The sequence below is a fragment of the Cupriavidus sp. UME77 genome (genome assembly GCF_014170355.1).
Taxonomy (GTDB): Bacteria; Pseudomonadota; Gammaproteobacteria; order Burkholderiales; family Burkholderiaceae; genus Cupriavidus; species Cupriavidus basilensis.
In genome coordinates this window covers 347,947-366,489 of the sequence record NZ_LZZU01000018.1, presented here as the reverse complement: position 1 = coordinate 366,489, position 18,543 = coordinate 347,947, and the positions used below count along the sequence as shown (strand labels likewise).

Genomic DNA, 18,543 nt, shown 5'->3' with positions numbered 1-18,543 from the left:
AGAATGAACATCTTTGTTGCATAAATCGATCAAATAGGGCGACAAGCTAATCCAGCGCCACGTCACCAGCGTCACCCGCCAACTCATTCCATGGACCGCATCACCGCCGCCGAAGTCTTCGTAGCCATTGCCGAACGCGGCAGCATGACGGCCGCCGCCGAGGCGCTGGACATGTCGCGCGCCATGGTCACCCGTTATCTCGCGCAGATGGAAACCTGGGCCGAGCAGCGCCTGCTGCATCGCTCCACGCGCAGCCTGAGCCTGACGCCCGCCGGGGAGCAAGCGCTGTTGCGCTGCCGCCAGATGCTGGAGATCGCCGCGCAGATGGCGCGGCCCGAGCATGAGCGCGCGGGCATGCCGCGCGGCATGCTGCGCATCAGTTGCGCGCAATCCCTGGCCGAGTCCGTGCTGGCCGCGGCCGTGACGGCCTACCTGGAGCGCTATCCGGAAACCGCCGTCGACCTGCATATCGGCAGCCAGGCGGTCAACCTGGTGGAGGCACGCATCGACCTGGCGATCCGCATCACCAACGACCTCGACCCCAACCTGATCGCGCGCCCGCTGGCAAGCTGCGCCTCGGTGATCTGCGCCGCGCCCGCCTACATCGCCGCCCACGGCATGCCGCGCCAGGCGCAGGACCTCGCCATGCACAACTGCCTCACCTACTCGTACTTCGGCAAGAGCCTGTGGCAACTGGAACGCGCGGGCGAAACGCTGGCGGTGCCGGTGCAGGGCAACCTCAGCGCCAATGAATCGACCGTGCTGCTGGCCGCCGCGGTGGCGGGCGCCGGCATCGCCATGCAGCCGCTCTACTCTGCCGCGCCGCTGCTGCGCAGCGGGCAACTGGTGGCCCTGCTGCCCGGGTGGCAACCGCAGGCGCTTGGCATCCACGGCGTCTACGCATCGCGCCGGCAAATGCCGGCAATCCTGCGCACCATGCTGGACTTCCTTGCGCAGCGCTTTGCCGCGGATCCCGGATGGCAAGGCGCAGGGACCGAAGCGAGGCTTCCGGGCTAGGCGGGGCGCAGCGCCCCCGCCCGCCGCATCACAGCCCCTTCAAACGCCCCTTCCCTCAGGGCAGCACGGGATTCGCCTGCGCGCTCGCCACGCGCCGGTCGGCATCCGCTTGCAGCAGGAAGCGCCTGGCCACCAGCCCGGCGGCCACGCTCTGCACCTTGGCCACGTAGCCGGCCTGGTCGGTGTAGAGCGCCTCCAGCGAGGGCCGCGTATCGCCGGCTGCAATGCGCGCGGCCTCGGTCTTGTGGAAGGGAATGTAGCTGCCGCTCAGGTTGACCAGATCCACAATGCCCGGCGTGGCCACGTAGTTGAACTCCAGGCTGGTGCCCACCGGCGCGTCCACGTCGACGCCGTGGATGCCGGCCTTGGTCAGCCCGGTCTGCGCATCCACCTGCGGCACCATGATGGCGTAGTCCCGCCCCATGTACGACGGCGGCAGCAAGGTCGGGATGCCGGACTCATCCTGCGGGCGATAGGTCGGGCCGTAGTCGAGCAGCGGGAAGCCGTTATAGCGCGCCAGGTACTGCAGCGCGGGAATCGCGGCATTGCTGCCCGCGCCGGCCCAGGTAATGCCCTTGGTCACAGGGAAGGTCAGCTGATCGGGCCGCACCAGCGTGCCATCGGCGATGGCCGGAACCTGGCTGGCCGGCGGCGCGACATCGCGAGCCACCCAGTCTTCCAGCGCGACGAACAGCGCGCGGAAGGTATCGGCAAAATCGACCATGGAACCTGCCGGGTACACCGTCGACGCCGGCGCGTAGCTGATCAGCGGCGACTTGCCGCCGTGCTGCGTGCTGGCGTAGTAGTAGATGCGCGCATTGTCAGGCTGCTTCAGGTCGGCAAAGCCGTAGGGATCGGTCAGCACCGGCGAGCCCTGCAATTGCCAGAACTCCGTGCCCGACAGGCCGAGGAAGAACTTCGGGCAAGTCTGCGTAGCGGTGCAGCGCTGCATGACGCCGCCAGTGCGGCCCGCCAGCGTATCCTGGTAGTCGGCGGCCAGCCCGCGCGGCGCGGTCTGCCCGAAGGCGCGATGGTCGGTGCGCAGGCCACCGCCGCCGCCCGGCACGGCGAAGCGCGTGTTGATATTGGTCTGGCGCGCGGCCACATGCGCATAGATGCCGTCGAACACCTTGCTGCCATCCAGCGCCTGGTTAAAGCCAAGATGCAGGAAGGTCTTCATCGCGTTGCCCGATTGCGAGGTGCCCTGCCCGATGGCAAAGCGCACCGCGCCCGCCACCGGATTGGGCGTGCCCGCCGAATCCGCGGCCTGGTGCCGGAAGAACGTGATGGTGTCGCGCAGCGCCGCCAGGCCCACACCCATCACCTTCGGGTCTTTCGCCACGTAGGTGATCTCGTAGAGGTAGCCCGGCACGAAGCCGCCCTTGAGGCAGATGTTGGCAGCGTCGGCCTTGCCTGGGAAGGGATTGCCTGCGTTATCGCAGGTGGCGAACTTCCAGTCCGTGGCGGGAATCGCTACGCGCGGGTCGGTCTCGTTTACGCGCCGCGTCAGCGTGTAGCCCGGCAAGGTGTTGTCGAGGCTGGCCGGCGCATAGGGGATCATCGTGCTGTTGAACACGCCGCCCGGCAGGCTCATCGACGGGCTGGCCACGCTCGGGATCAGCTCCGCCGCATACGGGCCGGTAATGCTGCTGCCGTCCTTGTTCTTCGCCACCGGCACCGTCAGCGTGAGCCGTGCCGCCGAGCTCTTCGGCACGTCGCCCTGCCAGGCCGCGTACAGCAGCACGTAACCGCGCTCGAAGTAGAGCGAATCCCCGGGCACCGCGGTGGGGTTCGGCATGGTCAGGATATTGCCGCGATTGGGCGCGTCGTAACGCAGCACGCCACCCGCCTTGCTCATGTCCTTGGGCTTGAGCATGACGAATTCCGTGGTGTACTCCACGAGGCCGCGGCCGTTCACCGGGGCCAGCGCCAGGTCCTGGATGATGGCGTTATGCGCATCGACGGGATCGACCTCACCCTTGAGCGTGCCGGTGAGTTTTTCGTAGGCGCCTGCGTTGCCGTAAGTGCCGGGCATGTCTTCCCGCACGGTGATGGTCAGCGTCATGCCCGGGGTGGCCGCTGCGGCGGCCGTGGCAGCGGTGCCCGTGTTCGCGCTGTCATCGTTGCCGCCGCAGGCGAGCAACGGCAAAGCTAGCGCCAGCGCCGCCGTGCGGCGCGCCAAGGTGGTCTCCATACTTGCTCCTCTTTTGTCGTACGCCCTGCTAAGGGGGGCGTTGGCGCAAAGTGTAGGGAGCGCAGCAATATAAGGTAAATGGATAGTTTCGATGGATTATGCGGATAAACCGCTGAATCGCTCTCTTGGCAGCGCCCATCGGATTGGGGATCAGATGGGCATGCAAGCGCTACCAGAAACTCCGGTATGCAAACGTGCCCAGCCAGCTTGCCACCCGGCCGGCCCCATAGAGGCCCAGGCCGAACATCCCGTGCGTGACGACGCTATGGAAGCGCGCCACGGCCGGACGCGGAGAACGGCTGGCGGCAATGCCCGCCCCCATGGCCGGCTGCATCACGAAAAACGGTGCCGCCACGCTGCCGATCCCCACCATCAACGCTGGGCCAAGCGTCGGATGACGGACCCACCCGAGGCCCCAGAATGCGAGCAGCACGGCCGCAAATGCGATGCCGATCAGATAATGGGCAAGCCAGCCAATCAGGCGCTCGCCCCGTACGGGCGGCGAAGCCGCAATGGGAGCGTGGCGAAAGCGCCCGCGCGTCAGATGGCCGAGCCAGCGGCCCACCAGGGCATAGTTCAGTAGAGGAATGCCGAGCAGCCGCTTTCGCGCCGCGGCCCAGATGTCCATCACCATGGTCGCGCCCGCCCCGATCAGGACGGCGCACATCAGGTAGCCCACTGCGTCAGACATGGGGGGCTCCCTTCAGCATGCCTGGCGCAGGCCGCGCTCGGGCGCTGACCATCCAGCAGGCCGCGGTGAAGCGAACTTCAGCACCGTGCACATAGGGATCGAAGGCGGCGCGGACCGTTTCGATGACCTGCTTGCGCGTACGCTCGTCCACCTCTTGAAGCATCAGGCCGACGGGACCGAGACAGGAGAGGTAGCCGAGCAGATCCGACTCGCGCATGGTGCAGTCCACCTCGATCGGCCGGATGTCGATTTCGGCCCAGCCGCTGTCTTCCAGCAAAGCAGCGATCCGATGCCGGTCCGCGAAGGCGAACTGCCCCGGCGCATCTGGCCGGCGCGCGGGCATGTTCGGCAGCAGCGCTGCCGCGGCGCGCTCGGCCGTCGTCATGAACGGATTTTCCGCGGCACTGCGCCACGCGATAAAGCAGAGATCTGCGCCATCCCGTGCGGCGCGGCGCAGGTTCTTGAAGGCCAGGACCGGGTTGTCGAAAAACATGACGCCGAAGCGCGAGATGATCAAATCGAAGCTTGCGGGCTCGAAGGCATGGTCCTGCACGTCGGCGCGGATGAAGCATGCGGTGATGTCTTCGCGTTCGGCGCGCGCCCGCGCAGCGGCGATCATCGGATCCGAAATGTCGGCGCCGGTGCAAGGGCCCTTCGCGCCGAGCCGCCGCGCTACGGCGAGCGTGGTGCTGCCCGTACCGCAACCCACATCCAGCACCCGGGGCCCGGCGCCGGCGCAGACCGCTTTGACGAGCAGGTCTTCGAAGGGCTTGAACATCTGGTCTAGCAGCGCCTGCGCCTCGACCCAGGCGCGCCCGGAGCGGCCCCTCCAGAGCGCCGCCTGCTCGCTTTCGGCCCGATGTGTGACGTCCATGATCGTTTTCCTTTGCTGCCCCAGGGAGCGGAAGCTAGACTGTGCCAGTTCAAGTCGACTTGAGGTCAAGAGGGTGAAAAGCCTAGACATAGCCGAAGTGGCGCAGCAGTCCGGCGTTCCCGCATCGACGCTGCGGTTCTATGAAGAAAAGGGGCTGATTGCCGCGATCGGCAGGCGCGGGCTGCGCCGCCTGTTCGATGCCGGCGTGCTGGAACGGCTGGCGCTGATCGCGCTGGGGCGCGCCGCCGGCTTCTCGCTCAACGAAATTGCCCTCATGTTCGCGCCGCAGGGGCAGCCGAGTATCGACCGGCAGATGCTCGCGGCCAAGGCGGATGAACTGGACAAGACGATCAAGAAGCTCAGCGCCATGCGCGACGGCCTGCGCCACGCCGCCGCCTGCCCGGCGCCTAGCCACATGGAATGCCCCACTTTCCGCCGCATCGTGCAGGCCGCCGCGTCCGGCGCCATTGGGGCGCCGCCGAAGAAGGCGCCGCAGTCACCGCGGCGTTAGCGCGGGGGACGCGCCATCGGGGTGGTCATGCTCACGCTGTGATAGGCTCGCGTGCCGAGCATATCGCCTCCAAGTCAGATCCGGCCCATGCCCCATTTCTCCTCCGCATCATCGTCGCCCGAATGCGCCAGGAGATGCACCGCGTGCCTCCAGGCTTGACCGCGCCGGCCCTCACCAAAGCTTGCGCAGCGCCTTCAGCCCCGCCGCGATGCCCGCCTCGTCGATCGCGCCGAAGCCGAACAGCAACCCTGCGCGATCCTGCGGGCCGAGGTAGTACTCCTGCGCGGTCCAGACCCCAATGCCCTGCTCCCTCGCGCGCTTCGCCAGCGGCTCGGGATCGGCATGGCCAACGCATAGCGCGGCCAGATGCAGCCCGGCGGCGCAGGGCACCGGCTCGAGCCGGCCGCTGAAATCCGCGCGCAGCGTATCCAGCAGCAGTTGGCGGCGCACGCCATAGAGCCGGCGCATCCTGCGCACGTGGCGTGCCAGGTGCCCTTCGGCGATGAAGGCGGCGAGCGTGTCCTGCGCGGTGGCAGCACAATGCCAGTCGCTGCATTGCTTGGCCAGCGTGAGCGCCTGCCGCGCCCACCGCGGGGCCACCACGAAGCCCAGCCGCAGCGTGGGAAACAGGCTCTTGGAGAAGGTCCCGACGTAGCACACGGATTCGGCGCGATCGAGGGTCTGCAGGGCGTCGAGCGGGCGCTCTGCGTGGCGAAACTCGCCATCGTAATCGTCTTCGATGATGACCGCGCCGTGCGATTGCGCGAACGCAAGCAAGGCCGCGCGCCGCGCCGCCGACATGGCATGGCCGAGGGGAAACTGATGCGATGGCGTGACGTAGATCACCCGCGCATCGGCGGGCAGCCGGTCCACCATCAGTCCTTGCGCGTCCACCGGCACCGGCACGATCCTGGCGCCGGCGGCGGCAAAGGCTGCGCGGGCCGGCGGGTAGCCCGGGTCCTCCATCGCCACCACGGTGCGCCCGGGCGTCACCAGCACGCGGGCCAGCAGGTCGAAGGCCTGCTGCGCGCCCGCCGTGACCACCACGTCGCCAGCCTGGCAGGCGACCGCGCGCGCAAACGAAACGTGGCTGGCAATAGCCTCGCGCAATGCGGGCTGCCCTTGCGGGTCGGCATAGGCCACCGGCGCATGGGCCATCGCCCGCATTGTGCGCGCCGTCAGGCGCCCCCACAGGTCTGCCCGGAATGCCGACAGGCTGGGCACGCCAACGCGAAAATCAAAGCGCGGGACCAGCGGCGAAGCTTCCCGAGGCGGCAAGGGCGGCACGCGCCAGAACGCGGCCAGCCGACGCTCGGCCTCAGGCGCACCGGGCTGCGGGGCTGGCTCGCGCGTGGGCGCCAACAGCCCCGCCACATAGGTGCCGCCACGATCGCGCGCCACCACATAGCCCTCGCTCAGCAGCAGGTCGTAGGCGGCCACCACGGTGTTGCGCGACACGCCACAGGCCTGGGCCAGCGCGCGCGTAGCAGGCAGGCGCAGGCCGGGGCGCAGGCGCCCGTCCAGGATTGCCTCTTTAAGCTGGCCGTGCAGGCTGCGCAGCAAATGGCGCGAGCCGGGTGCCGGCAAGCGGATCGGGAAGGCGAAATCTGGATCCATATATTTTTTGATTTCTGGCTCTTTTCTGGTACCAGTTTGCCGTCTTATCCTGGCCGTGTCATCCCCCATGAGGTGCCTGGAAATGAAACGCTCCGAGCTTTCGATGTTGCTGTCCCTGGCCGCCCTGTGGGGCGCCTCCTACCTGTTTATCCGTCTGGGTGCGGGTGAGTTCGGCGCCGTGCCGCTGGCGGGCGGGCGCGCCGGCGGCGCGGCCCTGCTGCTGCTCCCGCTGCTGGCCTGGCGCGGCGGGCTGGCCTGCCTGCGCCGCCGCTGGTGGGCGATCGCCGTGGTCGGGATCACGAATTCCGCGCTGCCCTTCGTGCTGTTCAGCTTTGCCGCGCTGACCATTCCCGCTGGGCTTTCCGCCATGTTCACCGCGGCCACGCCGCTGTTTACCGCGCTGATCGGCTGGCTGTGGCTGCGTGAAAGCCTGGAAGCGCCGCGCATAGCCGGGCTGGCCCTGGGCTTCGCCGGGGTGCTGTGGCTGGTGTGGGATAAGGCCGGGCTGCAGCACGGCGCCGCGGGCAAGGCCGCCGGCCTGGCTGCGCTGGCCTGCCTGGCCGCTGCCCTGCTCTATGGCTTCTCCGCCAACTTCACCCGCAAGTACCTGGCGGACGTGCCGCCGCTGACGGTAGCAGCGGGCACCCAACTCGCATCGGCTCTGCTGCTGTGCGCGCCTGCAGCCTGGCTGTGGCCGGCCACGCAGCCAAGCGCGCACGCATGGCTGGCGCTGGGCGCGTTGACCGCCGCCTGCACCGCGCTGGCCTATGTGCTCTTCTTTCGCCTGATCGCCAAGGCGGGACCCGCGCGGGCAATGACCGCGCTATTCCTGATCCCGGCCTTCGGTGTGTTGTGGGGTGCGCTGTTCCTGGGAGAGCGCATCACGCCTTCGATGTTGCCGGGCTGCGCCGTGATCCTGGCCGGCACCGCCCTGACAACGGGCATTGTGCGCGGATGGAGCAAGCGCCTGGCAAGCTAGCGAGGCGCAGGGATGCGGGCTGGATTCACGGGGCCTGGAAAAAGCTTCGGCGCGCCACAGTGGGCGCGCCGATTCGCGCGCAGCGTGGGGACGCTGCGCCATGCCTTCTTTACCACGGATGCTGCGGATCCCGGGGAACCCTCAGGCCGGCAGTGCCTGTGCCACTACGGTGGCCATGGAGCCGCTAGCAACGCAAACCAGCGCCCAGCCTGCCAACATCCGGAAACTCTGCCAACGGTTCATGATTCGCTCCTGGTATCCGTGCGTCGTTACGCTGACGCCACGCGGTGATGCATGCAATCCGGCACCCCGGTCATCGAGACCTGGGAGGTACCGGTTTTGACTCAGGCCCTTGCGCCGTCGGTGTACACGTCCCGTGCGCCGCTGCGGGCACCGTCGAAGTACGGGTTGCGCTTGTCGTTGCGGGCGCCGTCGGTGTACGGGTCAAACTTGCGGCTGGGTTCAGACGACACGCCACTGCGATCCAGGCCTGCGACGGTACGGAAACCATCCGTGTACGGGTCGGTCTTGCCAACGCGGGCACCGTCGGTGAACGGATCGGCCTTGCCGGCGCGCGCACCTTCGGTGAAGGCATCGAACTTGCCGCTGCGGGCGCCGTCGCTGTAGACGTCGCGGGTGCGGTATTCATAGCCGTACTTGTCGGCGGTAACGGTTGCGGCAGCCTGGGCATGGCCAGCAGCGAACGCTGCGGCGAGGGTGGCGGCGGTGAGCAGGGACTTGGCAAAAAGCTTGGTGTTCATGATGTTCTCCAATCGAAGCATGGGTCCGGGGGTCTGCTTTGGCCGCGGGGACCGGGTTTTAGCTGGTTCGTCGTTTTTTCACTCTCTTACCTATCACTAGGTAGAGAAGCGGGGCAAAAAAAATGACTTTCGTCTTGTTACTTGTTTGCTGCATTGGAAACCGGCTGGCTGGGCCATGTCTGTTTAGCGCTACCTTGCTGCGGCGTCCATGAAACACATGTTATCTACCTTCAAGTAGATAGTCAAGGGTTTTTACTAGGTTGTACTTACGATATCCACCAACGGCATAAGCCACGCCAACCATAAAGATATTCTTAGATCACTATTTGGCACTATGGCCCTTTGATGCCCCGCGTGTACTACGCTTTTGGGGTGCGCGGACAACGAAGGATTGCCGCATCGCGGCATCACGAGCACACTCTCCGGGCCATGCCCGGGCGTCCCCGCGCACGCACCAGCAGCACTCGACTCATCCGCACCGGCGCCAGCGCGGTGCCACCGGGAGAGGCCCTACAGCCATGAGCGCAGACAACGCTATCGGAAGCCTGGAACCCCCTGACCCGCAAGCCATTGTTGCGGCAGGCCTGGCCATCGAGCAGGAGGCAGCCACCGCGGCGTTCTCGCCGATGGAGTCGCGGCGCCACCAGATGTGGCCCCTGCTTACCGCCGCCGAGATCGTGCGGCTCCAGCATTTCGGCACACCGCGGCAGTGGCGCGCCAATGAATACCTGTTTCGCACCGGCGACCCTGCCCACGGCATGGTGGTGGTACTGCGAGGCCGAGTGCGCGTCTTGCAGCGCGACGCCCGAGACCGTGCGTCTGTGGTCGGCGAGCACGGACCGGGCAGCTTCCTTGCTGAAGTGGGGCAGCTATCGGGCAAGCCCGCGCTGGTCGACGGCCTGGCGCTGGAGGACGTCGAGGCCATCTCGATTCCACCCGACCGGCTGCGCGCGCTGATGGTCGCGCAAGCCGAACTGGGCGAGCGCATCATGCGTGCGCTGATCCTGCGCCGCGTTGGCCTGATCGAGCGCGGCAATGGTCCGACGCTGCTGGGCCGCGGCAGCGACGCGCGCCTGCTGCACCTGCAGGCGTTCCTGCGGCGCAACGGCTACCCCCATACCGTGGTCGACGCGGATACCGATCCCGATGCGTGCGCACTCCTCGATTTCACCGGCGCCGCGCCCGGCGATTTTCCGCTGGTGATCTGCCCCGGCGGCGCGGTGCTGCGCTGCCCGGACGCGGGCCAGCTTGCCACCTGCCTGGGCCTGCTGCCCGAATTCGATCCGGACTATATCTACGACGTGATCGTGGTGGGTGCAGGTCCGGCGGGTCTGGCCACCGCGGTGTATGCCGCGTCCGAAGGCCTGTGCGTTGCGGTGTTCGACAGCCTTGCGCCAGGCGGCCAGGCCGGCGCCAGCTCGCGCATCGAAAACTACCTGGGCTTCCCCACGGGTATTTCCGGGCAAGCATTGGCCGGCCGGGCCTTTGTGCAAGCCCAGAAGTTCGGCGCGCACCTTGCCATCCCCTTGCAGGTGAGCGCGCTGCATTGCGGCGAGCATCCGCAGCGCATCGAGCTGAGCGACGGCCGCAAGATTGCGGCCCGGACCGTGGTCATTGCCAGTGGCGCGGCTTATCGCCACCCCGCCATCGCGGAACTCGACCGCTACGAAGGACGTGGCGTCTACTACTGGGCCTCCCCGGTGGAAGCCCGCCTGTGCAGCGGCGAAGAAGTCGTGCTGGTGGGCGGCGGCAATTCCGCGGGGCAGGCCGCCGTGTTCCTGGCCGCGCACGCCAAGCGCGTGCACATTCTCATCCGGGCATCGGGGCTGGAGGCCAGCATGTCGCGCTACCTGATCGAGCGCATCGCGGCCCAGCCCAATATCGAACTGCATACCGGCACGGAAATCGTAGCCCTGGGCGGGGAAGAACGCCTGGCCACCATCGGCTATCGCTCGCGCGACAGCGATCGCGTGACCGAGGTGCCGGTCCGGCATCTGTTCCTGTTTACCGGCGCAGATCCCAATACGGGATGGCTCGCCAGCTGCAATGTGCGTGTGGATGCAAAGGGATTCGTGCTGACCGGCACAGACACGGCGCATGAAGGCACCCTCCCGGCATCCACGCTGGAGACCAGTGTGCCAGGCATCTTTGCAATCGGGGACGTGCGCTCAGGCTCCACCAAGCGGGTTGCGGCGGCCGTGGGCGAAGGCGCTGCAGTGGTCGCGCAGATCCACGGCTACCTGGAAAAAATGAAACAGCCGGAGCCGGGAACGCTTGCCATGTAAGCCTTGCCAGCTGCCTTGCAAACACCGGACGATCAATTTACTCCTGCCGCCGCGCGCCGGCAATCGACCGTGTGGACGGCGCGCGACAGGGCCTGAAATGCGCGTTTTTTTACTATATTGGTTGCATGGCAGGAGCTTCAATTCGAAGCCGTCGATAGCGGGAGGTTGCCATGCGTTCGCTTGCAGACATGTTTAGTCCGCCCACCCCGGAGAAAATCGCAGCAAGGGAATTGCAGCAAATGCGGCTTACCTTATTCCAAGCCGAGCGCCGCCTGCTGGAGGCACAGATGCAGGTCGACTACTACCGCGACCTGGTCGCCTTCCTGGAGGAGGTGACCGCCTCCGGCGTCGAGAGCGTCGTGGACAAGCGGCGCGCTCCCGTCGCCGCGGAGCATGCGCAAGCGCACCGCTCCGCGCCCGGCCTCATCACGGTGCCGACCGTACCGTCAGCAGCCTGACAGTTTGCCGTCATGCCATGCCGCGCGGCTTGAAGCCGCCGCGGCCATCCGCTCGCATGACACACGGCGCTTGCTGACGCGTTCCCGATTGCCCAGCCGCCGGCACCGCGCCGGCGCTGTGCGATACTTGCCGCCTCACGCGGCCACCCCCATGCCATCCGCACAAACACATTGCCCCGCACCGGGCAGTGGCGCCCAGCGCGTTCGCCATGCCGGCAAGGGGGCCCGATCAGCATCCGGGAACAAGGAACATCGAAATGAGCGCACTACTGCCAGCCATTGAAATCGAAACCGCGCCGTCACCCACGTGGTCGGTCATCTGGATGCACGGGCTCGGCGCCGACGGCAGCGATTTCGTGCCCGTGGTGCCGGAGCTGGGCCTGGCGTGCGCGCCCGGCGTGCGTTTCGTGTTTCCCAACGCGCCGGCCATCCCGGTTACCTGCAACGGCGGCTACGTCATGCCGGCGTGGTACGACATCCAGTCGCTCGATGACGCCCGCCGCCATGCGGACGAGGCCGGCATCCGGGTCTCCCGCGATGCCATCCGCGCCCTGATCGCGCGGGAGAACCAGCGCGGCGTGCCCAGCCACCGCGTGGTGCTGGCGGGGTTCTCGCAAGGCGGGGCCGTAGCCTATACCACAGCCCTGACGCATCCCGAAGCGCTGGGCGGCGTCGTCGCCCTTTCCACCTATATCCCCGCGCCGGCAATGCTTGCCGCCGAGTTCAGCGAAGCCAACCGCGCCACACCGATCTTTGCCGGACACGGCACCGAGGACGATGTGGTGGCCGTGCAGCTCGGCCTGCTGGCGCGCGAGACCGTGGAAAAACTGGGCTGCAAGGTGGAATGGCACACCTACCGCATGTCGCACTCGGTCTGCATGGAAGAGATCAAGGCGATCGGCGCCTGGCTGAATGCGCGTTTCGCGGCGGCCGGGAAATCCTGACCCGCACGGACGTCGCCCCGACATCGGATAGCGTGGTAGGCTCGCGCCCCACCGCAAGATTGCAAGTCATCATGAAAACCTCTCCCCCCGACGCTTCTGCTTCTGCCTCCGCACCCGCGCCAGCACCCGCGCTCAAGCTCGATTTCAATACCCGCAAGGCCTTGCTGTTTGCGCTCGCCGCCGAGCGCTTGTCGGCATTCTACGAACACCGCCAATGGATGACCGATGCGCAGGGCGCCACCCTGGCGAGCCTGTGGCTGTCGCGCTCCAAGCTGCAACTGGCGCTGGCCGAGCGGCGCTTGCTGTCGCAATTGAGCGATCAGTTCGCACGCCAGCTCGCCGGCACGCTCTCGCGTGAGGCCGGGCTGTACACCGCCCACGAAATGATGGAAGCGCTGGACCCCAATTACCAGTCGGCCTTTGCGCATGACCTGCTCGACGAGTGCGAGCGGCTGCTGCATGAGAACGGCGTGACTGAGTGATGACGGGGCAAGCCGGCGCGCGACGCGGCGCGTTGCGCCATGGCGCATCAGCGGCTGGCTACCCTGGCCGGACCGCGGCTCTTGCCGAATTGCTCGGCATCGAGCCGGCGGAACACCAGCGCCGATAGCAGCGTGATCATGCCCACGGTGAAGAACGCCAGCCGGTAGGCCGTGCCGGCCACGCCCAGCTGGGCTGTGAACATGCTGACCAGCCCGCCGCCGATGGTGACCCCGAGGCCGATTGCCAGCATCTGCACCATCGAGAACAGGCTGTTGCCGCTGCCTGCGTCTTCCACGCTCAAACCCTTGAGCGTCACGCTATTCATGGCAGCGAATTGCATGGAGTTGGTGGCCCCGAACAAAGCGAGCTGCGCAATGGCAAGGCCCACGGGCCAGCCCGGCGCAATCGCGGCGAACGAGGCGATCGAGCCACCCACCAATACCGTGTTGACCAGCAGGAAGTTGTCATAGCCAAAGCGCTTGACCAGTGGCACGATCCAGCGCTTGGCGACCACGCCGGCCAGTGCGGCCGGCAGCAGCATCATCCCCGAATGCAGCGGGGAGTACCCCATCTGCAACTGCAGCAGCAACGGCATCAGGAACGGCACCGCGCCCGAGCCGATGCGGCACACCAGGTTGCCGGCCAGGCCCACGCTGAAATTGGGCTCGCGGAACAGCGCCAGCCGGAACAGCGGGTTTTGCCGGCGCCGCGCATGCGGGATGTAAAGCAGCGCGGACAGCAGGCTCAGCGCGAACAGGCTGCCGCTCCATGCCGCGTGGCTTGCCTCGTGCGGGGTGTCCAGCGCCAGCGAGAACGCCACCATGCAAAGCGACAACAAGCCGCAGCCAACAAAGTCGAACGGTGGCGCACGGCCAACGGTGTGGTCCGGCAGGTAGCGCAAGACCGCCAGCATCCCGATGGCGCCCACGGGCACATTGATCAGGAAGATCCAGTGCCAGGCCACCGACTGCACGATCCAGCCGCCCAGCACCGGGCCAAAGATCGGCCCGACCTGCCCCGCCACCGAGACAAAGGCCAGCGCCGCGATGTATTGCTCGCCGGAGACGCTGCGCAGCACCGCCAGCCGGCCGATCGGCAGCAGCATGGAGCCGCCCACGCCCTGGATCACGCGGGCAATCACGAGCTGGTCCAGGTTCTGCGCACCCGCGCAGAACAGCGAGCCCAGCACAAAGATCAGGATCGCGGCGAAGTACACGCGACGGGTGCCGAAGCGGTCGGCCAGCCAGCCCGAGGCCGGCGTGAGCATGGCCATGGTCAGCGTGTAGGCCACCACCACGGGCTTCATGTCGAGGGGGGGTTCGTTGAGGCTGCGCGCCATCGCGGGCAACGCGGTGTTGACGATGGTGGTGTCGAGCGTTTGCATGAAAAAGCCCGCTGCGACAATCCACAACATGGCCTTTTGCGAGGTTTGGCTGGTCATCTGGTACGTCTCGAGGCAAGTGCCGGCAATCAGGGGCAATGACCGGCGCGGCATCTGGAATGGACCGTGCAAGAAGCGATCGGGGCAAAACCAGTGCCAGGAATGCAGCCGATGTTAATACCGGCCATGCCAATCGGGAACCCCGCTAGGTATATTGACTGTCATCGGAAAATCCGATGACAATGCGGCATGCTCAATCCTGTCTGGATCAAGACCTTCGCCACCGTAGCCGCCGCGCACAGCTTTACCGACGCGGGGCGCCAGCTCGGCCTCTCCCAATCCAGCGTCAGCGACCACGTCCGACGCCTGGAACAGCACGTCGGGCGCCGGCTCTTTGTGCGCGATACCCACACCCTGACCATGACCGCCGACGGCGAGGCGCTGCTGGCGCACGCGCGGCTGATCCTGGATGCCATTGCGCGCGCGGAGTCCCAGTTCAATGCGCCGCGCCTGCAGGGCCGCGTGCGCCTGGGTACTTCCGATGACCTCGCGCTGGGCCCCCTGCCCAATGTGCTGGCGGCATTTCGCAACTCGCATCCGGATGTGGAACTGGAAATCACCATCGGCATGACCGGCAAGCTCTACGAGCTGATGGATGCCGGCGCGCTGGACCTGATGATCGGCAAGCGCCGCGAAGGCGACCGGCGCGGGTCTCCGTTGTTCAGGGGCAAGCTGGAGTGGCTAGCCCGGCCCGGCACGGTGGCGGACCTGCGCCAGCCGCTGCCGCTGATCCTGGTGCCCGAGCCCAGTGTCACGCGTGCCATCGTGCTGGATACGCTGGCCAAGGCCGGGATGCGCTGGCAGATCGTCTGCACCAGCAGCAGTCACTCGGGCTGCATCGCCGCCGCGCGCGGCGGGCTGGGCATTACCGTGCGCGCGCAATACCTGTCCGGGCGCGGGCTGTCGCCGCTGGTCAACGGCGACAGCCTGCCGGCGCTGCCGGAGGTGGAATTCATCTCGCTGCGCGCGGGCCGCCTGAGCCGGCCCGCCGAAACGTTGCTGCAACTGCTGCAAAAGAGCGATCTGCGCGGGTCCTGGCTGGACGAGTAGCCGGCCCCGGCGCATTGGGCCGCGCGCGGCTCACGCATCCGCGCCATCCTGGTACACGTTGAAGCTGCGGGCCGGCGACGCCGAAACGCCGCGGGTATCCATGCCAGCCACTTTCTGCGCGCCATCGACAAACGGGTCGATATTGCGCGCCGGATCCGCAGATACGCCAGCGCGATCCAGTCCGGCAATACGGGCGCCATCGGTGAACGTATCGAGCTTGCGGGCCGGATCGGCGGAGGGACCAGTGCGGTCCAGGCCGGCGATGCGCGCGCCATCGGTGAACGTATCGAGCTTGCGTGCGCCGTCTACGAACGGGTCGATGCTGCGTGCCGGATCTGCGGAGGGACCAGTGCGATCCAGGCCGGCGATACGCGCGCCATCGGTAAAGGGATCCACCATGCGGGCGTGGGTACCGTCGGTGAATGCATCGAACCGCCCGCCTCGTGCGCCATCGGTGAAGGCGTTCACGGGCGCAGTGCGCGCCCCGTCGCTGTAGATATCGCGCACGCTGGTGGCGCTATGGGAAACCGGGCTGGCAGCTTGGGCGCTGCCCAGGGCAAGCACGGCGCCGGCGATGGCGGCGGCGAACAGGGACTTGGTGAGCGACTTGGTGAACGACGTGGTGAGGTTCGGGTACATGGCAATCTCCAACTGGGTGAATGTGCCCATTCGTCGCCGCCACCCACACGAACTTACAGGTTTTTTTCAGATTGTTTGCGCCGATCCGTGCGCCGCCTCCCCGTGCGGCGCCCGGGCCACCTAAGCCCACCGAAGCCCACCTAAGCCCTCCTACGTCAAAAGTATGAACCCAGGGTTGAATCCAGCCAAAAGCATATCCCCCCAATACCGTGGCGATCTCCAACCTCCGGCCACTGTCGGCAAGCGCACGCATGAAGCTTAATACGTTAACGGGTCAAGTCCCGGCTGCGTGGCATACCGAACAGAGAAAAACCAAACGGCTGGCGCAGCAGCCGCGACCTTTCGACTTGGGGAGACAACGGGATGAGCGACACCGAACTGGATTTATCCGGCAATCACTTGCTGGGCGCCTTGCCACCGCACGAGCGCCGCTTGCTCCTGCCACGCCTGGACAGCGTCAACCTGCGCACGGGGCAACTGCTGAGCGACTCCGGCCAGCGCATCCGGCATCTCTATTTCCCGAGCACGGCGGTGATCTCGATGATGTCGCTGCAGGAAAGCGGCGCCACCGTGGAACTCGCCTCCGTGGGCCGCGAGGGGCTGGTGGGCCTGCCCGCGCTGACCGGCGCCGAGACCATGCCCAACCGGATCGAAGTGCGCAGGAGCGGCGCCGGCTTTCGCGTTGCCGCGAGCGAGCTGCGCGCGATCTACCCCGAACTGCCCACACTGCAGCGCATGGCCCTGCTGTATATGCAGGCGCTGCTTACGCAGGTCTCGCAGACGGCCGTCTGCATCCGCCACCACTCCCTGACCACGCAGTTGTGCCGCTGGCTGCTGCTGGCGCTGGACCGCTCGCCGTGCAATGAACTCGACGTGACCCAGCAGACCATTGCCGACATGCTGGGCGTGCGCCGCGAGGGCGTGACCGAGGCGGTGGGCAAACTGGCGGAGCTGCAAATGATCCGCCACAGCCGCGGCCATATCACCGTGATCGACCGGGCCGGGCTGGAGGGTTTTTCCGGTGAGTCCTACCGTATCGTGCGCAGCGAGTTCGACCGCCTGCTCAGCCGCGCCGCCGGCTGACGGCCAGGACGTCAATCCCGCGGCAGCGCCTGGTAAGCCGTGGCAAGGTGATATGGCGAGGTCGAAGGCATCTCCGCGCGCTCCACCTTGCCGGCAGGCGACAGGCACTCATGCCAGCCGCCCGCGTGCAGGAATCGCGCCGGGTAGGCTTTCAGCCAGGCCTGCAGGTGCGCCAGCGCCACGGTGTCGCCGCGCACCGCCAGCGCCCGCGCGAATTCGGTCTGGGCCCAGATGCGCTGGATCGGGTCTCTGGGCGAGCCATCCAGATGCAGCGCCGCGGCTACGCCCATGGTGCTGGTGTCAACGCCGTGCTGCATGGCAAAGACGAAGGCGCGTGCCAGCGCTTGCGCAAGCCCGGAACCCTCGAACAATGCGGGCGCGCTGGCAAGCAGCGAGAACCACTCGAACTGATGGCCGGGCTCGACCCGGTTGCCAGCGCGATCCGTGCACATTGGCAACTCGGCAATGCAACCCGTCGCCGGATCGACAAAGGTGGCGAGCACGGCTGCGGCAATGCCCGCCAGCCGGTCCGCATAGCGGCGCTCCCCGGTGACCTCGAATGCCGCCAGGTAGGCCTCGGTCAGATGCATGATCGGGTTTTGCTGGGGCGGCCCGCCTAGCGGGCGAAAGTCCTGCGCTAGCGCGGCATGGTACAGGCCATCCGCGGTAGCGAAACGCGCCTCGATCAGGCGTGTGGCGCCATCCAGCAAGGCACGCGCCTGCGTGCTGCCTGAACGCTTGAAATACGCCGCGCACGCAAAAACGACGAAGGCGTGGGTGTACAGGTCCTTGGTGGTGTCCAGAGGCTGTCCCTGCGCATCGATGCTGTAGATGAAGCCACCTTGCCCGCCATCGGCAAAGCGACCCCCGAGCGATGCGAACAGGCGTGCGGCATGGGCGGCCGCATCGGGGCCATCGCACTGCGAAAACACATAGAGCTGGCGCGCGCAGGCCATGGCGCGGTAACGCGCCACCGGCAAAGGCTGCTGGTCGGTGCCGCAGAGCGCCTCATAGGGCAGCTGCATCGTGGCGTTCCAGCCCGGCCCGGTCCAGAGCGGCAGGACCACGGTATCGTAGTGCGCGCGCAATGCGGCGAAGGAAGCGGCCTTGGAATCAGCACCAGCGGTGGCAAGGGGTGGCGTAACGTTCATGCGGAAAAGGAAATCGGTAGGAGGCGCGTATCTGCCACCCGTGGAATATACCTCAGCCCGCCCGCCGGCCTTCCCGAGCGGCGATGGCCGCCGCTGAGTGCCGCCTTCGTCCCACTAGCTCTTTTACGCCGACGGCAAGCTTGATCCCGCCAGTAAATCGCCTAACCTTACGGCGTGGCCCCTTGAATCGATCGCCGCGGTAAGCGGCTTTTGCGCCGTATTCCGCGCCTGCCGCGGCGTCCTGGCCACACTCCTGGTTTGTGCAGGTGACATGGACGGAAGGCTCCCCCCCGCCTCCCGTCCAGTCCGTTCTCCAAGCACTTTCGGCCCATCCGGAGCCCGCCGGAGGTCGCGCCCATGCTCCA

At 67.0% G+C, this 18,543-nt stretch carries 17 protein-coding genes; 9 read left to right on the top strand and 8 right to left on the bottom strand.

Annotated elements, in window-relative coordinates; all coding sequences use genetic code 11:
- Positions 1-90: 90 nt before the first annotated feature.
- Positions 91-1,017, top strand: coding sequence for a LysR family transcriptional regulator (locus tag A9975_RS09155; protein ID WP_183032306.1), 927 nt, complete (start codon positions 91-93; stop codon positions 1,015-1,017).
- A 55-nt stretch (positions 1,018-1,072) separates the two neighbouring features.
- On the opposite strand, the gene A9975_RS09150 is transcribed toward A9975_RS09155, so the two are convergent.
- The 3 genes from A9975_RS09150 to A9975_RS09140 form a co-directional block, all read right to left on the bottom strand.
- Positions 1,073-3,211: an alpha/beta hydrolase domain-containing protein gene (locus A9975_RS09150; protein ID WP_183032305.1), complete on the bottom strand. Its 2,139-nt coding sequence runs from the start codon at positions 3,209-3,211 to the stop codon at positions 1,073-1,075.
- A 169-nt stretch (positions 3,212-3,380) separates the two neighbouring features.
- On the bottom strand, positions 3,381-3,902 hold the full coding sequence (locus A9975_RS09145; protein ID WP_183032304.1) for a DUF2938 domain-containing protein: 522 nt from the start codon (positions 3,900-3,902) through the stop codon (positions 3,381-3,383).
- Positions 3,895-4,776, bottom strand: coding sequence for a class I SAM-dependent methyltransferase (locus A9975_RS09140; protein WP_183032303.1), 882 nt, complete (start codon positions 4,774-4,776; stop codon positions 3,895-3,897). The genes A9975_RS09145 and A9975_RS09140 overlap by 8 nt, the downstream gene beginning before the upstream one ends.
- A gap of 73 nt (positions 4,777-4,849) precedes the next feature.
- Between A9975_RS09140 and A9975_RS09135 the strand changes: the two genes are divergently transcribed.
- Entirely contained in the window at positions 4,850-5,287 is a 438-nt protein-coding gene (locus A9975_RS09135; protein ID WP_183032302.1) for a helix-turn-helix domain-containing protein, read from the top strand.
- A gap of 171 nt (positions 5,288-5,458) precedes the next feature.
- On the opposite strand, the gene A9975_RS09130 is transcribed toward A9975_RS09135, so the two are convergent.
- Positions 5,459-6,904 carry a PLP-dependent aminotransferase family protein gene (locus A9975_RS09130; RefSeq protein ID WP_183032301.1) on the bottom strand — a complete coding sequence of 482 codons (1,446 nt, stop codon included), beginning with the start codon at positions 6,902-6,904 and terminating at the stop codon, positions 5,459-5,461.
- A gap of 82 nt (positions 6,905-6,986) precedes the next feature.
- On the opposite strand from A9975_RS09130, the gene A9975_RS09125 reads away from it, so the two are divergent.
- Entirely contained in the window at positions 6,987-7,883 is an 897-nt protein-coding gene (locus A9975_RS09125; protein WP_183032300.1) for a DMT family transporter, read from the top strand.
- 344 nt (positions 7,884-8,227) lie between these two features.
- Here A9975_RS09125 and A9975_RS09120 read toward each other — a convergent pair whose 3' ends face one another.
- Entirely contained in the window at positions 8,228-8,644 is a 417-nt protein-coding gene (locus A9975_RS09120) for a hypothetical protein (RefSeq protein ID WP_150989301.1), read from the bottom strand.
- A 518-nt stretch (positions 8,645-9,162) separates the two neighbouring features.
- On the opposite strand from A9975_RS09120, the gene A9975_RS09115 reads away from it, so the two are divergent.
- From A9975_RS09115 to A9975_RS09100, 4 genes are all read left to right on the top strand, one after another.
- Positions 9,163-10,929: an FAD-dependent oxidoreductase gene (locus A9975_RS09115; RefSeq protein WP_183032299.1), complete on the top strand. Its 1,767-nt coding sequence runs from the start codon at positions 9,163-9,165 to the stop codon at positions 10,927-10,929.
- 170 nt (positions 10,930-11,099) lie between these two features.
- On the top strand, positions 11,100-11,387 hold the full coding sequence (locus A9975_RS09110; RefSeq protein WP_183032298.1) for a hypothetical protein: 288 nt from the start codon (positions 11,100-11,102) through the stop codon (positions 11,385-11,387).
- A 257-nt stretch (positions 11,388-11,644) separates the two neighbouring features.
- A complete protein-coding gene (locus A9975_RS09105) occupies positions 11,645-12,331 on the top strand; it encodes an alpha/beta hydrolase (protein ID WP_183032297.1) in 687 nt (228 codons plus the stop codon).
- A gap of 71 nt (positions 12,332-12,402) precedes the next feature.
- Entirely contained in the window at positions 12,403-12,813 is a 411-nt protein-coding gene (locus A9975_RS09100; RefSeq protein ID WP_183032296.1) for a hypothetical protein, read from the top strand.
- Between the two features lie 47 nt (positions 12,814-12,860).
- Here A9975_RS09100 and mdtD read toward each other — a convergent pair whose 3' ends face one another.
- A complete protein-coding gene (gene mdtD, locus A9975_RS09095; RefSeq protein WP_183032295.1) occupies positions 12,861-14,255 on the bottom strand; it encodes a multidrug transporter subunit MdtD in 1,395 nt (464 codons plus the stop codon).
- Between the two features lie 189 nt (positions 14,256-14,444).
- On the opposite strand from mdtD, the gene A9975_RS09090 reads away from it, so the two are divergent.
- Complete coding sequence (locus tag A9975_RS09090) at positions 14,445-15,305, top strand: LysR family transcriptional regulator (protein WP_043354809.1); 861 nt, start codon at positions 14,445-14,447, stop codon at positions 15,303-15,305.
- Between the two features lie 30 nt (positions 15,306-15,335).
- On the opposite strand, the gene A9975_RS09085 is transcribed toward A9975_RS09090, so the two are convergent.
- Complete coding sequence (locus A9975_RS09085) at positions 15,336-15,944, bottom strand: copper resistance protein CopQ (protein WP_183032294.1); 609 nt, start codon at positions 15,942-15,944, stop codon at positions 15,336-15,338.
- A gap of 363 nt (positions 15,945-16,307) precedes the next feature.
- Between A9975_RS09085 and A9975_RS09080 the strand changes: the two genes are divergently transcribed.
- Positions 16,308-17,027 carry a Crp/Fnr family transcriptional regulator gene (locus tag A9975_RS09080; RefSeq protein ID WP_183032293.1) on the top strand — a complete coding sequence of 240 codons (720 nt, stop codon included), beginning with the start codon at positions 16,308-16,310 and terminating at the stop codon, positions 17,025-17,027.
- An 11-nt stretch (positions 17,028-17,038) separates the two neighbouring features.
- Here A9975_RS09080 and A9975_RS09075 read toward each other — a convergent pair whose 3' ends face one another.
- On the bottom strand, positions 17,039-18,178 hold the full coding sequence (locus A9975_RS09075; protein ID WP_183032292.1) for an AGE family epimerase/isomerase: 1,140 nt from the start codon (positions 18,176-18,178) through the stop codon (positions 17,039-17,041).
- Positions 18,179-18,543 lie beyond the last annotated feature (365 nt).